Annotated in this window: 19 protein-coding genes; 17 read left to right on the top strand and 2 right to left on the bottom strand. The window is 64.4% G+C overall.

The window, feature by feature from the left end; all coding sequences use genetic code 11:
* The first annotated feature begins 1 nt into the window (after position 1).
* Entirely contained in the window at positions 2–799 is a 798-nt protein-coding gene (locus KEC45_RS09815; RefSeq protein WP_152682338.1) for a hypothetical protein, read from the top strand.
* Between the two features lies 1 nt (position 800).
* Here the strand turns inward: KEC45_RS09815 and KEC45_RS09810 are convergent, their stop codons facing one another.
* Positions 801–2,231, bottom strand: coding sequence for a sigma-54 dependent transcriptional regulator (locus KEC45_RS09810; RefSeq protein WP_062179977.1), 1,431 nt, complete (start codon positions 2,229–2,231; stop codon positions 801–803).
* Positions 2,232–2,472: 241 nt separating this feature from the next.
* Here KEC45_RS09810 and KEC45_RS09805 point away from each other — a divergent pair, with 241 nt between their 5' ends.
* The 8 genes from KEC45_RS09805 (at position 2,473) to KEC45_RS09770 (ending at position 8,208) form a co-directional block, all read left to right on the top strand.
* On the top strand, positions 2,473–2,595 hold the full coding sequence (locus KEC45_RS09805) for an aa3-type cytochrome c oxidase subunit IV (RefSeq protein ID WP_062179980.1): 123 nt from the start codon (positions 2,473–2,475) through the stop codon (positions 2,593–2,595).
* A gap of 10 nt (positions 2,596–2,605) precedes the next feature.
* The gene (locus tag KEC45_RS09800) at positions 2,606–3,727 is read left to right on the top strand and encodes an NAD(P) transhydrogenase subunit alpha (protein WP_062179983.1); all 1,122 of its coding nucleotides are present in this window, start codon (positions 2,606–2,608) and stop codon (positions 3,725–3,727) included.
* 4 nt (positions 3,728–3,731) lie between these two features.
* Positions 3,732–4,097, top strand: a complete 366-nt coding sequence (locus KEC45_RS09795; protein ID WP_037510620.1) for a PH domain-containing protein — start codon at positions 3,732–3,734, stop codon at positions 4,095–4,097.
* Between the two features lie 108 nt (positions 4,098–4,205).
* Complete coding sequence (locus tag KEC45_RS09790) at positions 4,206–4,808, top strand: fasciclin domain-containing protein (RefSeq protein ID WP_252171989.1); 603 nt, start codon at positions 4,206–4,208, stop codon at positions 4,806–4,808.
* Between the two features lie 40 nt (positions 4,809–4,848).
* Entirely contained in the window at positions 4,849–5,448 is a 600-nt protein-coding gene (locus KEC45_RS09785) for a fasciclin domain-containing protein (protein WP_062179989.1), read from the top strand.
* A 165-nt stretch (positions 5,449–5,613) separates the two neighbouring features.
* Entirely contained in the window at positions 5,614–5,895 is a 282-nt protein-coding gene (locus KEC45_RS09780) for a proton-translocating transhydrogenase family protein (protein ID WP_039573456.1), read from the top strand.
* Position 5,896: 1 nt separating this feature from the next.
* A complete protein-coding gene (locus KEC45_RS09775) occupies positions 5,897–7,384 on the top strand; it encodes an NAD(P)(+) transhydrogenase (Re/Si-specific) subunit beta (RefSeq protein WP_062179992.1) in 1,488 nt (495 codons plus the stop codon).
* Between the two features lie 128 nt (positions 7,385–7,512).
* The gene (locus KEC45_RS09770) at positions 7,513–8,208 is read left to right on the top strand and encodes an aspartate/glutamate racemase family protein (protein WP_062179995.1); all 696 of its coding nucleotides are present in this window, start codon (positions 7,513–7,515) and stop codon (positions 8,206–8,208) included.
* 43 nt (positions 8,209–8,251) lie between these two features.
* Here KEC45_RS09770 and KEC45_RS09765 read toward each other — a convergent pair whose 3' ends face one another.
* Positions 8,252–8,647, bottom strand: a complete 396-nt coding sequence (locus KEC45_RS09765) for a DUF2147 domain-containing protein (RefSeq protein ID WP_062179998.1) — start codon at positions 8,645–8,647, stop codon at positions 8,252–8,254.
* Positions 8,648–8,762: 115 nt separating this feature from the next.
* Here KEC45_RS09765 and KEC45_RS09760 point away from each other — a divergent pair, with 115 nt between their 5' ends.
* From KEC45_RS09760 to KEC45_RS09725, 8 genes are all read left to right on the top strand, one after another.
* Complete coding sequence (locus tag KEC45_RS09760; RefSeq protein ID WP_252171988.1) at positions 8,763–9,977, top strand: parallel beta-helix domain-containing protein; 1,215 nt, start codon at positions 8,763–8,765, stop codon at positions 9,975–9,977.
* Positions 9,974–11,002 (top strand): SO2930 family diheme c-type cytochrome, encoded by a 1,029-nt coding sequence (locus KEC45_RS09755; protein ID WP_062180005.1) that lies wholly within the window; start codon positions 9,974–9,976, stop codon positions 11,000–11,002. The genes KEC45_RS09760 and KEC45_RS09755 overlap by 4 nt, the downstream gene beginning before the upstream one ends.
* Before the next feature lie 7 nt (positions 11,003–11,009).
* Positions 11,010–11,642, top strand: coding sequence for a maleylacetoacetate isomerase (maiA, locus tag KEC45_RS09750; protein ID WP_062180008.1), 633 nt, complete (start codon positions 11,010–11,012; stop codon positions 11,640–11,642).
* Positions 11,639–13,705, top strand: a complete 2,067-nt coding sequence (locus KEC45_RS09745) for a TonB-dependent receptor (protein WP_062180010.1) — start codon at positions 11,639–11,641, stop codon at positions 13,703–13,705. Before maiA ends, KEC45_RS09745 begins: the two co-directional genes overlap by 4 nt.
* An 87-nt stretch (positions 13,706–13,792) precedes the next feature.
* Entirely contained in the window at positions 13,793–14,239 is a 447-nt protein-coding gene (locus tag KEC45_RS09740) for a MarR family winged helix-turn-helix transcriptional regulator (protein ID WP_062180013.1), read from the top strand.
* A complete protein-coding gene (locus tag KEC45_RS09735) occupies positions 14,232–14,513 on the top strand; it encodes an HPr-rel-A system PqqD family peptide chaperone (RefSeq protein ID WP_062180016.1) in 282 nt (93 codons plus the stop codon). Before KEC45_RS09740 ends, KEC45_RS09735 begins: the two co-directional genes overlap by 8 nt.
* A complete protein-coding gene (locus tag KEC45_RS09730) occupies positions 14,510–15,388 on the top strand; it encodes an HprK-related kinase A (RefSeq protein WP_062180018.1) in 879 nt (292 codons plus the stop codon). Before KEC45_RS09735 ends, KEC45_RS09730 begins: the two co-directional genes overlap by 4 nt.
* Positions 15,385–16,398, top strand: coding sequence for a nucleotidyltransferase family protein (locus tag KEC45_RS09725; protein ID WP_083435756.1), 1,014 nt, complete (start codon positions 15,385–15,387; stop codon positions 16,396–16,398). Before KEC45_RS09730 ends, KEC45_RS09725 begins: the two co-directional genes overlap by 4 nt.
* Positions 16,399–16,444: the final 46 nt, after the last annotated feature.

Below are 16,444 nucleotides of genomic sequence, written 5' to 3'. Positions count from 1 at the left end.
GTTGTTTCAGCTCCTGTTTCTGGGGCTGCCGCTCTTCCTGCTTTTGGCGCCGCGAAAGATTTATGGGTGGGTGCTCGGCGTATTCGTTTTGGCGGTCGGTTGGCTTTCCTGGGAGCTCGGCCGCCCGATGAGTATGGACAACGACTGGGGACGGTGGGGCCAGATGATTGTAATGGGCGCGATGCTGCTCTGGCTGGCGGCCTATGGCCTTCGCGCCCTGATCGACCTGATCGTCTCACGGAAATTCCGTCTCGATCTGATCGACTATCGCCCCTTCAGGGCGGGGCTTGCCATCGTCCTTACCGGATGGTCGGGTTGGCAGTTCGCATCGCCCATCGCGCGCTGGGTCGGTGGTTGGACATTGTTGATCATCGGCGCGGCGGTCTCGCTGTTCCTGCTGACGCTTGCATGGCGATCGGTGCGCGGTCGCTGGGTCCTTATCCCTGTCGGCGCCACGATTATCGTCGGAATGGTCAATATTTTGAGCTGGCCGCCAGCCGTTGCGCGCGCAGCGGAGGCGCGCGCCGTAGGACAGCCCTATTGCATCATGATCGGTGACGGGGACGGGGACTATCGGCCCGCACGCACGGTGCTCGACCTGTCGCCGCTCCTTATGCGCGCGACGGAAAGTCCGCACCTGCGCAACCAGCATGCGCTGTTGATCTTTCGCGGCGGTGGCGGTCTGCATTTTTCATATCGGCGTGAACGGTTCGAGCAGGGGTATGAAGGTGACGAGTATGTCGACCATCCGCTGTGTACGCCGCGCCCCTTTTTCGCGGCGCAGCTTCCCCTGTGGTAGTTCAGGCCGCGGTATCGATTCCGAGATCGCTCAGCTTGCGATAGAGCGTCGAGCGGCCGATGCCGAGGCGCCGGGCGACTTCACTCATCCGGCCGCGATAATGGCCGATCGCGAGGCGGATTACGTCGGCTTCGATTTCCTCGAGCGGACGCAGATTGCCGTCGGGCAGGTATAAAGTAACGCCGATCGCCTCGCCGTTGATCGCGACGTCGCGGTCATTGCTGGCCCCGCCGCCAAGCGCGGCTTCGATCGCGCGGAAGTCGGCGCTGGTCAGGACGTCGGTCTTGCTCTCGACCGCAGCGCGGAACAGCACATCCTGCAACTGGCGGACATTCCCCGGCCAGGCATAGGCGGCGAGGAGGCGAAGCGCGTCGTCGGTGACACCGATCGTCGCCATACCCGGCAGCCCGCCGATGCGTGCGAGCAGGTGGCGTGCAAGCGGGCCGACGTCGCCGCGGCGCTCAGAGAGCGAGGGTAGGGTGAATTGCGCGCTCGACAGCGCGTAGAACAGATCCTCGCGGAAGTGGCCGGCCTCGATCAGCTTGTCGAGCGGGCTTGCGCTTGTCGCGATGATGCGCACGTCGACGCTCTGGCGGATCGATCCGCCGATCATCTGGACTTCGCCGCTGTTGAGGAATTCGACGAGCTTGGCCTGCGTTTCAAGCGGGATACACTCGACATGGTCGATGATGATGCTGCCGCCGTCGGCCTGAACGAGGCGCCCGACCTGCCGATCGAACGCGCCGGGAAAGGCGCCGCGTTCGTGACCGAAGAGCCCCGAACCGATGAGCCCTGGCGACACCGCTGAGCAATCGACCATGACGAGCTGGCCGCGCGCACGCGGGCTGGCGCTGTGGATCGCGCGGGCGAAGACTTCCTTGCCGGTGCCGGGCTTGCCGTTGATCATCACCGGCACGCGTGCGCGCGCGGCCTTGGCGGCGATCGCCAGCGCGCTGCGGAAATTGGGGCTCGAACCGATGATTTCCTCGAACGCCAGCGGCGCACGCAGCTTTTCGGTCAGCGGGCGGAGTTCGCCCTGCGGACCGCTGGTCGACACGACGCGGTCGAGCGCTTCGAGAAGGCGGTCGGGTGCGATGGGCTTCTGGACGAAGTCGCTGGCGCCGGCGCGCATCGCGCTGACCGCGACCTCGACGCCGTTGCGCATCGTGATCACGACGAGCGGCAGGGCGGGGCGCCAGCGGCGCAGCTCGGCGACAAATTCGGCGATATCCATCCCCGGCGCACCCTGGTCGACGAGCACGGCGTCGAGCGCCATACCTTCCTGGGTACCGAGCTTCGCAAGCGCGGTATCGGTATCGGGTGCGATGACGCTACGCCAGCCGCCCCGCGAAACGAGGGCGGCGAGGAAGCGCTGCTGGGCAGGCTCGCTGTCGACGATCATGACCGTTCGCGTGTCGCGCGTGTTCGTCATCGTTTCGAATCTGCCCCCTGAACCGACATTGCTATGGGTTTGTTCTGCTGAGGGCTGCATGTGTATCCGACAGGGGTAAAAGGGCGATTAAGGGCATTCGTCTTTTCCCGTAGCGATGTCCAGCGATCAAACCCGCACTTGAGCATGGCGGGGTGCGTGGCTAAGACCGGCGCGATAACCGATTCTGGGGTGCGGCGCTGTGCGCTCGCGCACAGGAACGGAAGGTAAAAGGGGAAAAGCGATGGCACAGCAGGAAATGAAGGCAGCCGAAGAAACCTACGCGGGTTTCATCAGCCTGTTCAAGATCGGCTCGATCATCACCGCGATCGTCGTTATCGGCGTCGTCCTTCTCATCGCGTCCTGACCGGACCGGCATGCGCATCGCCGTCTTGAAGGAGCTCGCCGCCGGCGAGACCCGCGTCGCCGCGACCCCCGAAACCGTGAAGAAATTCATTGGTCTGGGCGCCGAAGTTGCTGTTGAATCGGGCGCGGGCGACCATGCGTCGATTGCCGACGCCGATTATAGCGCCGCAGGCGCCAAGGTCGGCACCCGCGCCGATGCGCTGAAGGGCGCGAACATCATTCTTGCCGTGCAGGGGCCGGATCCCAAGGGGCTTTCGGGTTTTGCCGACGGTGCATGGCTCGCTGCGGGCCTTAATCCGTTCGGTGAACGCGCCCGTGTCGACGACTATGCGAAGCTCGGGCTCGAGGCGCTGGCGATGGAATTCATGCCGCGCATCACGCGCGCGCAGTCGATGGATATTCTCTCAAGCCAGGCGAATCTCGCGGGCTATAAGGCGGTGCTGATCGCGGCCAACGCCTATGGCCGCGCCTTTCCGATGATGATGACCGCCGCCGGCACGGTGAGCGCCGCAAAGGCGTTCGTGATGGGTGTCGGCGTTGCGGGGCTGCAGGCAATCGCGACCGCGCGGCGCCTCGGCGCGCAGGTCAGCGCGACCGATGTGCGCGCGGCGACCAAGGAACAGATTCTCAGCCTTGGCGCCAAGCCGATCTTCGTCGAAACCGTCGCGGGAATCGAGGGCGAAGGCGCCGGCGGCTATGCCACGGAAATGTCGGACGAATATAAGGCGGCGCAGGCCGAACTCGTGTCGTCGCATATCGCCAAGCAGGACATCGTCATCACCACCGCGCTGATCCCGGGTCGCCCGGCACCGCGGCTGATTTCGGACGCGCAGCTTGCTACGATGCGCAACGGCAGCGTGGTCGTCGACATGGCGGCCGAAAGCGGCGGCAATGTCGAAGGTTCGGTCGCGGGCGAGACCAAGAAGATCCACGGGGTCACCGTGATCGGGGCCCGGAATATTGCCGCGCTGATGCCCGCCGATACCAGCGCGCTGTTCAGCCGCAACCTGTTCAACTTCCTCTCGGCATTCTGGGACAAGGAAGCGGGCAAGCCCGTGCTCGACGAGGAAATCGGCAACGCCGTGCGGCTGACGCAGGGCGGCAAGGTCGTTAACGAGCGGCTGCTGGGCTGAAGCGATGGGACTGTTCAGCGCCGGGGATATCGACATCGCCGGCGCGCAGGCCGAATTTCAGGCATGGCTGATCGAGGGCGAGCGCGTGCTCGCCGCGTTCCGGACCATTCGCGACACCGTCTTGCTCACGAACCTGCGCTTCATTTTCGTCGATGTGCAGGGCCTGACGGGATCGAAAAAGGATTTCCAGAGCATTCCCTGGCGCTCGGTCACGCGTTTCTCTTTCGAGACCGCCGGCACCTTCGACCTCGACGCCGATATGAAAGTATGGGTTTCGGGCGCCGCGACGCCGCTCGAGGTCAAGATTTCGCGCAAGAGCGACCCGCAGAAGATTCAGCAGTTGATGGCGCAATTGATCGTCGGTCGCTGATAAAATCGTAAAAAATGGCCGTTTTCGGCCTTTTCATGAAACTTCCTTTGGTTACTATGCGTTCAGGGTTTTCCTAACTCTGACTCTCAACCAATTGGAGAATGATTGATGTCGTCTGCGAAGCTTTTCGCCACTTCCCTGTTCGTGCTTGCCACCCTGTCGCCCGCATATGCGCAGGAAACTCCGGCTCCGGCCGAAGCCGAAGTCGCGGCCGATGCTGCTGCCCCCGCCGAAGCAGCGGCCCCTGCCGCGCCCGCGCAGCCCACCGGTATCGCGCTCGAAATCGCTGCCAAGCCCGATCACAAGACGCTGGCAACCGCGCTGACCGCCGCGGGCGTATCGGAAAAGCTTGCGGGCCAGCCCTTCACCATCTTCGCGCCCACCGATCAGGCTTTCGCCGCGGTGCCGCAGCCGATGACCGACTGGCTAATGAACCCGGGCAACACGGAATCGCTCGCCAAGGTGCTGACCTATCATGTCGTCCCGGGACGCGTGACCGCCGAGGATCTGTTCGCAAAGATCAAAGCCGGCGGCGGCAAGGCGACGCTTGCGACTGTCGAGGGCGAGACGCTGACCTTCACAGAGGTGCAGGGCAACATCAAGGTTGACGGAACGCAGGGCAGCAGCGGCTTCATCACGCAGGCCGATGTCGAACAGTCGAACGGTAACATTCATGTCATCAATGGCGTGTTGATGCCCACCTTCGGCTGACGATTCGGGCCGCTGCGTCCGTTATGCGAAGGGTAAGAATATGAAAACTCATCTGATCTTGACGGCCGCAGCGGCCGCGCTCGTGCTGTCGGGCTGCGGTGGCAAGAACGAAACACCGACGGAAACGACGAAAGCTGCTAACAGCGAAACCACCCCCGTGCCCGCCGCGGGCGCATCGCAAATGGTGGCGAGCGGCACGATCGCGGCAAATCTTGCGGCCTCGCCCGATCACAAATCGCTGGCGGCGGCGGTGACGCAGGCCGGGCTTGCCGAGACGCTTTCGGGCGCGGGGCCGTTCACCCTGTTCGCGCCCACCGATGCGGCTTTTGCGCAGGTCCCGCCGGTCACGCGCGACGGCTGGATGCGACCGGCGCAGAAGGACGTGCTGGCGGGCGTGCTCAAATATCATGTCGTTCCCGGCAAGCTGACCGCCGCCGACCTTGCCGCGAAGATCGCCGAAGGTGGCGGTAAGGCGGTGCTCAAGACCGTCGACGGGCAGGACCTGATCGCGGCGAAGAGCGGTAACACGATCCTGCTGACCAGTGCGAACGGAGACAAGGCGACGGTAACGCAGGCCGATGTCGGTCAGTCGAACGGCGTCGTTCATGTCATCGACGCGGTGCTCGTTCCAAAGATGTAAAAAACGATGCCGGGCCGACCGGCGAAGCGATATTTTATGTCGTAAAGCGCCCGCATTTCTCACGCTGAGGAATGCGGGCGCTTCTTTTTGGGTGCTTTGGAGTCGACACACCCGGCGGGGCGCGGCAAGAGGTGCGCGAAACGGAATCAGCAGGGGAGCGAGCCCGTGGATTTTATCGCGATTTTTTCGATTTTCGTACTGGCCTGCTTTGTCGGCTATTTCGTCGTCTGGTCGGTGACCCCGGCGCTGCACACGCCGCTGATGAGCGTCACCAACGCCATTTCGTCGGTGATCATCGTCGGCGCATTGATCGCCAGCGCCGCCGCTGGCTCGGCGTCGTCGAAATGGCTCGGCCTCGCTGCCGTGGTAATGGCGAGCATCAACATCTTTGGCGGCTTCGCAGTTACCGCACGCATGCTCGCGATGTACAAGAAGAAGGAGCGCTGAGATGGAATTTCAGTCGATCCTTTCCGCCGCGACCGGCGGCCATGGCCTCGCGGTCAATCCCTGGGCGGCCGTCGCTTATCTGGTAGCGGGCGTCCTGTTCATTTTAGCGCTGCGCGGGCTGTCGAGCCCGGCAACGGCGCAGGCCGGTAACCGCTTCGGGATGGCGGGCATGCTGATCGCGGTCGTGACCACGCTGCTCACCCACGCGCCGGCGACCGCCGACGGGCTCCTCGATACGGTCGGGCTGGTCGAAATCCTCGTTGCGATCGGCATCGGTGCCGTCATCGGCATCGTGATGGCGCGGCGGATCGCGATGACCGCGATGCCGCAGCTTGTCGCGGCGTTCCACAGCCTTGTCGGCCTCGCCGCGGTCGCGGTGGCGGCGGCCGCCTATCTCAACCCCGTCGCATTCGGCATCGCCGATGCCGCGGGACAGATCCATGTCGTGAGCCGTGTCGAGATGGGGCTGGGTATCGCGATCGGTGCGATCACCTTCTCGGGATCGGTCATCGCCTTCCTCAAGCTCAACGGCAATATGTCGGGTTCGCCGATCATGCTGCCCGGGCGGCACATCATCAACCTCGGCACACTCGCCGCGATCGTCGCGCTGACGGCTTATTTCACGCAGGACCAGTCGCCGTGGGTGTTCTGGACGATCACCGGCCTCAGCTTCGCGATCGGCTTCCTGCTGATCATCCCGATCGGCGGTGCCGACATGCCGGTCGTCGTGTCGATGCTCAACAGCTATTCGGGCTGGGCCGCGGCGGCGATGGGCTTCACGCTCGGCAACACCGCGATGATCATCACCGGTGCGCTCGTCGGCTCATCGGGTGCGATCCTGTCGTACATCATGTGCCGCGCGATGAACCGCAGTTTCATCAGCGTGATCGCGGGCGGCTTTGGTGCCGACGATTCGGGCGGTGGCGCGGGCGGTTCGAAGGAACAGCGCCCGTGGAAGCCGGGCAGCGCCGAAGACGCCGCCTTCCTGATGAGCCAGGCCGAAAATGTCATCATCGTCCCCGGCTACGGCATGGCGGTCGCACAGGCGCAGCATGCGCTCCGCGAAATGGCCGACCAGCTGAAAAAGGAAGGCGTGAACGTCAAATATGCGATCCACCCGGTCGCGGGACGCATGCCCGGCCATATGAACGTGCTGCTCGCGGAAGCCAACGTTCCCTATGACGAGGTGTTCGAGCTTGAGGACATCAACGGCGAATTCGCGCAGTGCGACGTCGCCTTCGTCATTGGTGCAAACGACGTGACCAACCCGGCGGCAAAGACCGACAAGACCTCGCCGATTTACGGCATGCCCGTGCTCGACGTCGAAAAGGCGAAGACGGTGCTGTTCGTGAAGCGCTCGATGGGCGGGGTCGGCTACGCCGGCGTCGACAACGACGTCTTTTACATGGACCAGACGATGATGCTGCTCGGCGATGCGAAGAAGATGGCCGACGATATCGTTAAGGCGTTGAGCGGTAGCGGGCACTAAATCCGACGACCCGATCAAAACTCCGTTCGTGCTGAGCTTGTCGAGGCACTGTTTTTTCCTCTACCGGATGAAAGAACGGCCCTTCGACAAGCTCAGGGCGAACGGATTTCTGTTTTTCTGGAGATGAAATGCGCAAAATCGGCCTGATCGGGGGAATGAGCTGGGCATCGACCGAGCTTTATTACCGCCATCTCAACAAGGGCGTGCAAAAGCGCCTCGGCACCGCCTGTTCGGCACCGATCCTGATGGAAAGCCTCAACTATTGCGAGCTGTCGCGCATCACGACGCCGGAGCAATGGGCGCATGCCAAAGACGTGCTGATCGCCTCGGCACAGCGGCTCGAAGCGGCGGGTGCGACCGCGCTGATGATCGCGGCCAATTCGATGCACAAGGTGGCCGAGGATGTCGCTGCGGCGATCTCGATCCCGATCCTGCATATCGTCGACGAAACCGGCGAGAAGATGAAGGCCGACGGGATCAAGGCGGCGGCGGTGATCGGCACGCGCAACGTGATGACCGAACCCTGGTTCCGCCAGCGCCTCGTCCGCCACGGACTGACGCTCGCGCCCTATGACGCGAGCCGCGCCGACGAGATCGACCGGATCATCTATGAAGAGTTGATGCTCGGCAAGGTGAACGAAAGTTCGCGCCGCACGATGAAGACCTTTATCACCGACATCGCAAAGCAGGATATCCAGGCAATCGTGCTGGCGTGCACCGAATTGGTGATGCTGGTTGACACCGACGCCAATCTCCTGCCGATCTATGACACGACGCGGATACATGTCTCCGCCGGGGTCGACTGGATTTTGGGCGAAGATTGATCCTAATTTCCTCCCCGTCGCGAAGCGATGGGGAGGGTAAGAATTAGCTCATCTTCGTCCACGTCACCGTGCGACAGAACAGGCTGACGCAGCCTTTCATCGTCATCTTGCCGCCATTGGCGCGCAGATGCGCCTTGTAATAGCGACCGTCCTCGGGGCTGTAGCCTTCGCCCTTCCAGCCGTCGCCATGCGGCACAAGGTCCCAGTAAATCTGCAGGCCGGTGACCTTGCGGCCGCGCTTCGCCTTGTCGGGGTTACGTTCGTCGAGCTGGCCGCCGGCGGGCTGTTTGATCAGCAGGCGATCGACGCGCCCGCACATTTTGTTGCCGCACGCGGCCATGACGACGACGGCCTTGCCATCGTCGGTTTTCCAGCGCCCGGCAATCGGCGCAGGCGCGGCGGCCATCGACGGCACGGCGATGAGGGCGACAAGCGCCAAACCAAATCTGTGAATCAAAGCGACCTCTCCCCGGGTTAGCTACACATATGTCAGCAACACGCTTGGCATCCGTCAAGTCTTGCACCATGTTCCCCGAAAATAAGGGGAGAGACATATGCGATTCCATGGCCTGCGCCACGCGGCGACGCTTTGCATCGTGGCAGCATTTGCCGCCAATCCGGCGGCGGCGAAAGTTATCAGCGTCAGCGCAACAACGCCCGACGCCAATGAAAAGCTGCAAGAGGCTCTCATCCTCGCCGAGCCTGGGGACATCGTGCAACTGGGTGCGGGCGTATGGAAGCTTACCGACGGCCTGTCGCTCGACGTCGCCAATGTTACCGTACGCGGCGCCGGGGCGGGCGAGGGCGGGTCGATCCTTGATTTTATGGGCCAGCAGGGCGCGGGCGAGGGGCTGCTCGTCACCTCAGAAGATGTCTTGCTCACCGAATTTGCCGTGCTCAACACCAAGGGCGACGGGATCAAGTCGAAGGGCGCCGACCGCATCGTCTATTACAAGCTGCGCGTCGAATGGACCGCGGGGCCAAAGGAAACCAACGGCGCCTATGGTATCTACCCGGTCGAAAGCAGCGACGTGCTGATCGACAGCGTTTTCGTGCGCGGTGCGTCGGATGCGGGCATTTATGTCGGGCAGTCGAAAAATATCGTCGTCCGCGATTCGATCGCGACCGAAAATGTCGCGGGGATCGAGATCGAGAACAGCTATGGCGCCGACGTCCACGACAATATCGCGACGAAGAATACCGGCGGCATCCTCGTGTTCGACCTGCCCAGCCTGCCGATGCAGGGCGGGCACAATGTCCGTGTCTTCGAAAATATCGTCAACGACAATAGTACGCCGAACTTTGCACCGAAGGGCAATATTGTCGCGAGCGTCCCGACCGGCACGGGCGTGCTCATCATGGCGAACCGCAATGTCGAGGTTTTCGACAATGTGTTCGACCAGAACGGCACCGCAAACGTCATGATCGTCGGCTATCGCTACGAGCATAAGGATCCGAAGTACCAGCCGCTGCCGAAGGGCATCGTCGTGCGCGGCAATCAGCATGGCAAGGCCGGCTATGCGCCGAAATTTCCCGGCGGCGACATGATCGCGGCGGCGCTCGGCGGCAGCATCCCGCCGGTGCTGTGGGATGGCGCGGGCGATGCCATCGTGCTCGACAAGGTCGGGGTGCTTTCGCTGAACCTGCCCGATGTGAGAACGCCGCAGAGCGAAGCGAAGCCGGCACCCGCGGACCTGTCGAAGGGCACGCCGCCCCCGGCGCTGCCGGTGATCAAGCTGCCCGATGCGATGGAGGCGAAGGTCCGGTGAAGCGGATATTGGCCGCGCTCTCTGCGGCATTATTATGCTCGAGCGGTGGGGCGGCGCTTGCGCCGCCGGGCGTCGATCAGGCTGTCGTGGAGAGCGACGCGATGCCGCCCAAATTGTCGGAGTTCGGCTTGTTTCGCGGTAATGATCCCGGGCAGCCCGCGACCGGCATCGGCTATACGCTGCGCGCGCCGCTGTTCAGCGACTATACCGAAAAGCATCGCTTCGTCTCGATCCCGGCGGGAAAGAAGGCGAAGGTCGGAAACGACGGAGTCATCGAGTTTCCGGTGGGAACGGTGCTCGTCAAAAGCTTTGGCTGGAACGACGTCAACGGCGGGCGGCCGGTCGAGACGCGCCTGCTGATACGGCGGGCGTCGGGGTGGGTGGCGCTTCCCTATATCTGGGATGCCGACGGCAAGGACGCGACCTTGGCCTTGGGCGGGCGCCGCGTTCCCGTAACCTTCAAGAGCCCCGACGGCGAAACGCATAGCATTCGTTACGCGGTCCCGAACAAGAATCAGTGCAAGGAATGCCACAGCCTTGGCGGAGAGATCGTGCCGATCGGGCCCAAGGCGCGCAATTTCATCGTCGACCCGGCGGCGTCGGGCAAGCTGCGTAGCCTCTATTTCGAAAATCCGGCGGCGCTCAAGCCAGTGATGCCGCAATGGGACGATGCCAAGGCCGGCAGCGTCGCCGATCGCGCGCGCGCCTACCTCGACGTCAATTGCGCGCATTGCCACAATCCGGCGGGCAGCGCCTCGAACAGCGGGCTGTTCCTGCGCTGGACCGATGACCCGGCGGGCGTGAACTATGGTATCGGCAAGCGCCCGACGGCGGCGGGGCGGGGGAGCGGGGGGATGGACTTTGCTGTTGCGCCGGGCGACCCCGACCACAGCTTTCTGATCTATCGCCTCGAAAGCACCGACCCCGGCATCGCGATGCCCGAGGTCGGGCGGTCGACGGTGCACAAGGAAGGTGCGGCGCTGCTGCGGCAATGGATTGCGGAGATGCCGAAAGCATCGCATTAGGCGGGTCATGACCCAGCTCGTCCTCCACGATTATTTCCGCTCCTCGGCCAGCTTTCGCGTGCGTATCGCGCTGAACCTGAAAGGGCTCGATTATGAGCGCGTCGAGGTCAGCCTGATCGCGGGCGAGCAACGCAGCGATGCGTATCTGGAACAGAATGCGCAGGGCTTTGTCCCGATGCTTGTCGTCGACGGCGAACCGATCATCCAGAGCATGGCGATCATCGACTGGCTCGATCGTGCTTACCCCGAACCGCGGCTGATCCCCGAAGAGGCGATGCCGCGCGCGGTCGCATTGGCGCGCGCACAGGTGATCGCGAGCGATATCCATCCGCTCAACAATCTGCGCGTGCTCAAATATCTGAAACGCGACCTTGGCCTCAACGAGCAGACCAAGGACCGCTGGATCGCAACGTGGATCATGCAGGGGTTCGAGGCATTGGAGGCGATGGCGGGCGACGGCCGCTATCTCGGCGGCGATACGCCGGGGATCGCCGACTGCTGCCTCGTCCCGCAAATCTATAACGCGCGCCGCTTCGAAGTGCCGCTCGACGCCTTTCCGCGGCTGGCCGAGATCGACGCGGCCTGCATGGCGCTGGAGGCATTCCAGAAGGCGCATCCCGACGCGGTCAAGCCCGCGTGATCCGCCTTCTGATCGGAACGGCCGCGCTGGCATTGCCGGCGGCGGCGATGGCGCAGGACGCGCAGGCTGAAACGGAGGAATCCGAATTCGATGGCGGCTGTTGCAGCTTTTGGGTTCCGCGCATTCCGACCGAAATCATCATCGTAAGGGGGAGCGGGGCGCTCCAACCGGCGGACGGCGATACGGTGCAGGGCTCCAGCCTGATTGCCTATCCCGAACAGGGCTTGGGCGCTCGCATCGAAAACCGCCTGCGCGACGAGGCGGGCATCGTGCAGTTTCGGCGATCGGACGGGCGCTCCGCCCACCCGACCAGCCAGGGCATCACGTTGCGCGGCCTTGGCGGCAACGCGTCGGCGCGGGCGCTGGTAACGCTCGACGGTATACCGCAGGCCGACCCTTTCGGCGGGTGGGTCGCGTGGAGTGCCTATGACGCGATCAACCTTGGCGGCATCCTTGTTGCCCGGGGCGGCGGGAGCGGGGTCGATGGTCCCGGAGCGCTGGCGGGAACGGTCGGCCTATTCTCGACGATGACCGATGGCGTCGAAGCCAGCATCGCTTATGGCAGCCGCAACGGCTGGGACGCATCGGCGTCGGCCGGCGGCGAAATCGGCGAGGGAAAGGTGGCGGTCGATGGCCGCTATAGCCGCGGCGACGGCTTCATTCCCGTCGCCAACGGCCAGCGCGGCCGCGTCGATCGCGCCGCGCCCTATGAACAGGGCGGACTTGGCCTGCGTTTGCGTTTCGACGCCGGTGACGACAGCCGGATCGAAGCCAGCGTGCGTGGTTTTTCCGACCGGCGCGACCGCGGGACCGATTTCACGCAAAGCAAATTCGACGGTGTCGATGCGAGCTTGCGCTTCGTCCACGATCCAGCCGGCGCGACGCAATGGCTCGCGCTCGCCTATGTCCAACTCCGCGATTTCGAAAGCGGCTTTGCGAGCGTCGCGGCGGGGCGGAACAGCGTCGCGCCGGCGCTGTTCCAGCGCGTTCCCGCGACCGGGCTCGGCGCGCGGTTCGAACTGCGTCCGGCACTCGACGGGGCCAATCCGCTGCGCCTCGGGCTCGACTGGCGGCGCACCGTCGGCCGTACCGAAGAGGATTTCTTCTTTAGCGGCGTGATCCCCGGCCGCCACCGCATCGCCGGCGGCAGCAGCGATACCGTCGGCGCTTTCGCCGAATGGACATCGGGCGACGCGAATGACGGCTTCCTCTGGACGCTCAGCGGGCGCGTCGATCGCTGGTCGCTTGGCGAAGGCTATCGTCTCGAACGCAATATTTCCGGCCCCGTGATCGCCGACCTGCGCTTTGCGGCGCGGCAGGGGTGGGAAGGCAGCGGCCGCGCAGGCGTACGCTGGACCTCGGACGCGCTGTCGTTGCGCGCCGCGGGCTATCGCGGCTGGCGCCTGCCGACGCTCAACGAACTCTACCGCCCTTTCCGCGTCGGCGCCGAGGTGACTACGGCAAACGAAATGCTCAAGCCTGAACGGCTGTGGGGCGGCGAGGTCGGGGTCGACTGGAACAGCGACGGTACGAAGCTGTCCGCGACGCTGTTCGCCAATCATCTGACGAACGCGATCGCGAATGTGACGCTCGCGCCGAACCTCAACCAGCGGCAGAATCTCGACGCGATCGACAGCAAGGGCGTCGAGGTCAGCGCCGAGCAGCGGATCGGCCCCGCGACGCTGCGCGCCACTTATGCTTTCACCGATGCAAAGGTCGACGCGTCGGGCGGCGCCGCAACGCTCGACGGCCGTCGCCCGGCGCAGATCGCGAAGCATGGCGGCAGCGTGTCGCTGCGCAGCAATGCGAATGGGCCGTTCGGTGGCTTTGCGACCTTACGCTATGTCGGCAAGCAGAATGAGGACGACCTCGGGCTTCTGGAACTGGGCGATGCGCTCACGCTGGATGCAGGTGTATCGTGGAAGCTTGCCGAGGCGATCAGCATCGAGGCGCGTGGTGAAAATCTGTTCGACGAACTTGTCCCTGCAGCGATTTCCTCGTCGGGTATCGTCGAACGCGCGACGCCGCGTACGATCTGGGTCGGCGCGCGCGTTTCTTTCTGATTTTCCCGACATTGCGCCCTTCACAGGTCCGAAACAGGCGATAGGATGGTCCGCGCCGGGGTTCACGGTTTTTGGGATATACAAGGCATGGCCGCGAAGAAGCTGAATCTCGACAATTTCCTGCCGTACCGCCTGTCCATCGCGTCAAATGCCCTTTCGAGCCGGATCGCCGCCGAATATGAGAATCGCTTTGGGCTCAAGATTCCCGAATGGCGACTGATGGCGGTGCTCGGCGAGGGACAGCCCAAGACCCAGCGCGAGCTGGTGCAGGCGACGCGGATGGACAAGGTTACCGTGAACCGCGCTGCAAAGGCGCTGGCCGACCGAAATCTGATCGCGCGCCAGGCGCATGAAGCCGACGGGCGTTCACATCATCTGGAACTCACCGAAACGGGCCGTTCGCTCTATGATGCGATCGTTCCTGCGGCGCTGGCGAGCGAGGCGCAGCTTGAATCGAATATCACCGCCGGCGAACGCGCGACGCTGATGGCCATCCTTGCGAAGCTGACTGCCGCCGCCGAAACCTATGACTGATCGCACCTATCGCGCCGCGCCGCCGGGCGCGCTGCGTATCGAGCCCTTGGGTGAGCTGACCGCGATATTCGACCGGCGGTCCATGCAGACGCACCTCGTCGTCTCGCCGATGCCCGAAATCCTCGAAGCCATGGGCGTCGACCCGTGCGGTGCTGCGCTCCTCGCGTCACGGCTTGCGGCAAGCTTCGATTTCGACGGCGATGACGATGTGCAGCCGATCCTTGCCGAGCGGCTCGACGAACTCGCGGCGATGGGGTTGGTGGAGCGGGCGTGAGGCATAGTACGCGCATTGCCGTCGGCCCGGTGCAGTTCCGGATCGGAAGCGACTGGGCCGAACCGATCGCGGCGCTTGAGCGACTTTACGCCGGCTATCCGCGTGACGAAGCGCGCCCCGCCGACGCGACGGTGCGCCTGTTCGCGGCGCGGCCCTGGCGGCGCCGGCTGCGTCCCCCGGTCCATATCGGGGGCGATTTTGTCGTTCCCGACGCGCTGCCGCTCCCCTTGTCGATGGGGCTGCTTGCGGCCGAAATGGGTATGAATTTGCAGGTCGCACTCGGGTGGCGGCGGCACATGCTGCTCCACGCGAGCGCGGTCGCGAAGGACGGCCGCGCGCTGATCATGTCGGGCGAGTCGGGGTCGGGAAAATCGACCCTCGCGGCGCTGCTCGGCGAGAAGGGCGTTGAGGGCGACTGGCGGTTGATGGGCGACGAATTCACGCTGATCGACCCCGCCGCGGGCGACGCCTTTGCCTTTCCGCGCGCGGTCAGCCTGAAGAATGACGCAATTGCTGAGGTCGCGGCGCATGTCGATCCGGCTCGGCTCGGGCCATTGCTTGCGGCGACGCCCAAGGGCGACATTCGTCACCTGATCCCGCGTGCCAGCGCCATTGCCGCGATGCACGAACCCGCGCGTCCTGCCCTGTTGCTGTTTCCGCGCTTCGGCGGCGAAACTGCGATCGAGCCGATGGGCGAGGGCGAGGCGTTCGTGCGGCTGACCGAGGCGTCGACCAACTATGTCGCGCTTGGCGAAGCGGGCTTCGCCGCGCTGACGCGGCTTGTTCGCGAAACGCCGGCGTTCGGCATTTCCTATCCCGACAGCGCCGCCGGCATCGCGCTGGTTGAGCAGCTCTGGGCGGAAACCGCCCGGTGAGCGCGGTGCGGACCTTCGTCGACCTGCTCGCGGCTCGGCGTGCTCCCGCTACGCTCCTCGCGCGCGACTGGGACGGCGTGATCGGGGTCGCGCGTAGCGAGGCGATGCTTGCGACGCTCGCGTATCGTCTTGTCGATGCCGACGTTCCGCGGGCTGTCGCCGCGCTCTTCGCCGACCAGCGCGCGGCCGCCAAGGTCGCGCAGGCGCAGGCCTTGTGGGAGGCGGAGATGGCGCGGCGCGCGCTCGCGCCCGCGGGCATCGAGTTCGTGCTGCTGAAGGGGGCAGCCTATGCCGCTGCCGATATGGCGTGCGCCGCGGGGCGGCAGATCGGCGACCTTGATATCCTCGTTCTCGCCTCCGACATCCGCCGCGCCGAAAATCTGTTGCTCAAGGCGGGATGGGAATGGGTGAAGTCGGATCCCTATGACGACGCCTATTACCGCGAGCATATGCACGAGCTGCCGCCGATGATCCACAAAGTGCGCGACCGGATGATCGACGTCCACCACACGATCCTGCCGCGCACCCACCGGATTACGCCCGATGCGCTGGCGCTGATGAGCGACGCCGTGACAAGCGGAAGCGGCCATGCGGTGCTGAACCCTGCCGACATGGCGTGCCACTGCGCGGCGCATATGCTCGCCGACGGCGATTTGCAGGGCGGTCTGCGCAATCTGTGGGATTTCCACCTGATGACGCGCGAATTCGCGCTGGCCGACGCGGACTATTGGGGCAAGCTCGATGCGCGCGCCGATCTCCACGGGTTGCGGACGCCCGTACATCGGGCGGCGCGGTTGGCGCGCGATCTTTATGGAGCGGAGCTGCCCGGGAAATGGGATCGCCAGGACCCGGCCGATGCGTGGTTTCGCCGCCGCCTGTTGGCGCGCGACGATTGGGGCCGCGTCACCGATCCGCTGCTCGAACAGGCTTTCTATATTCGCTCGCACTGGCTGCGCATGCCGCCTGCGATGCTTGCGAGGCATCTCTGGACGAAGTGGCGCAAGCGCTAAGGGCGGATCGACATTCAGCCCATGACAGCCTGCAAATGGCGATTTC

This window comes from Sphingopyxis sp. USTB-05 (genome assembly GCF_023822045.1).
In the GTDB taxonomy this organism is placed as follows: domain Bacteria; phylum Pseudomonadota; class Alphaproteobacteria; order Sphingomonadales; family Sphingomonadaceae; genus Sphingopyxis.
This window is presented reverse-complemented; position numbering and strand designations above follow the sequence as displayed.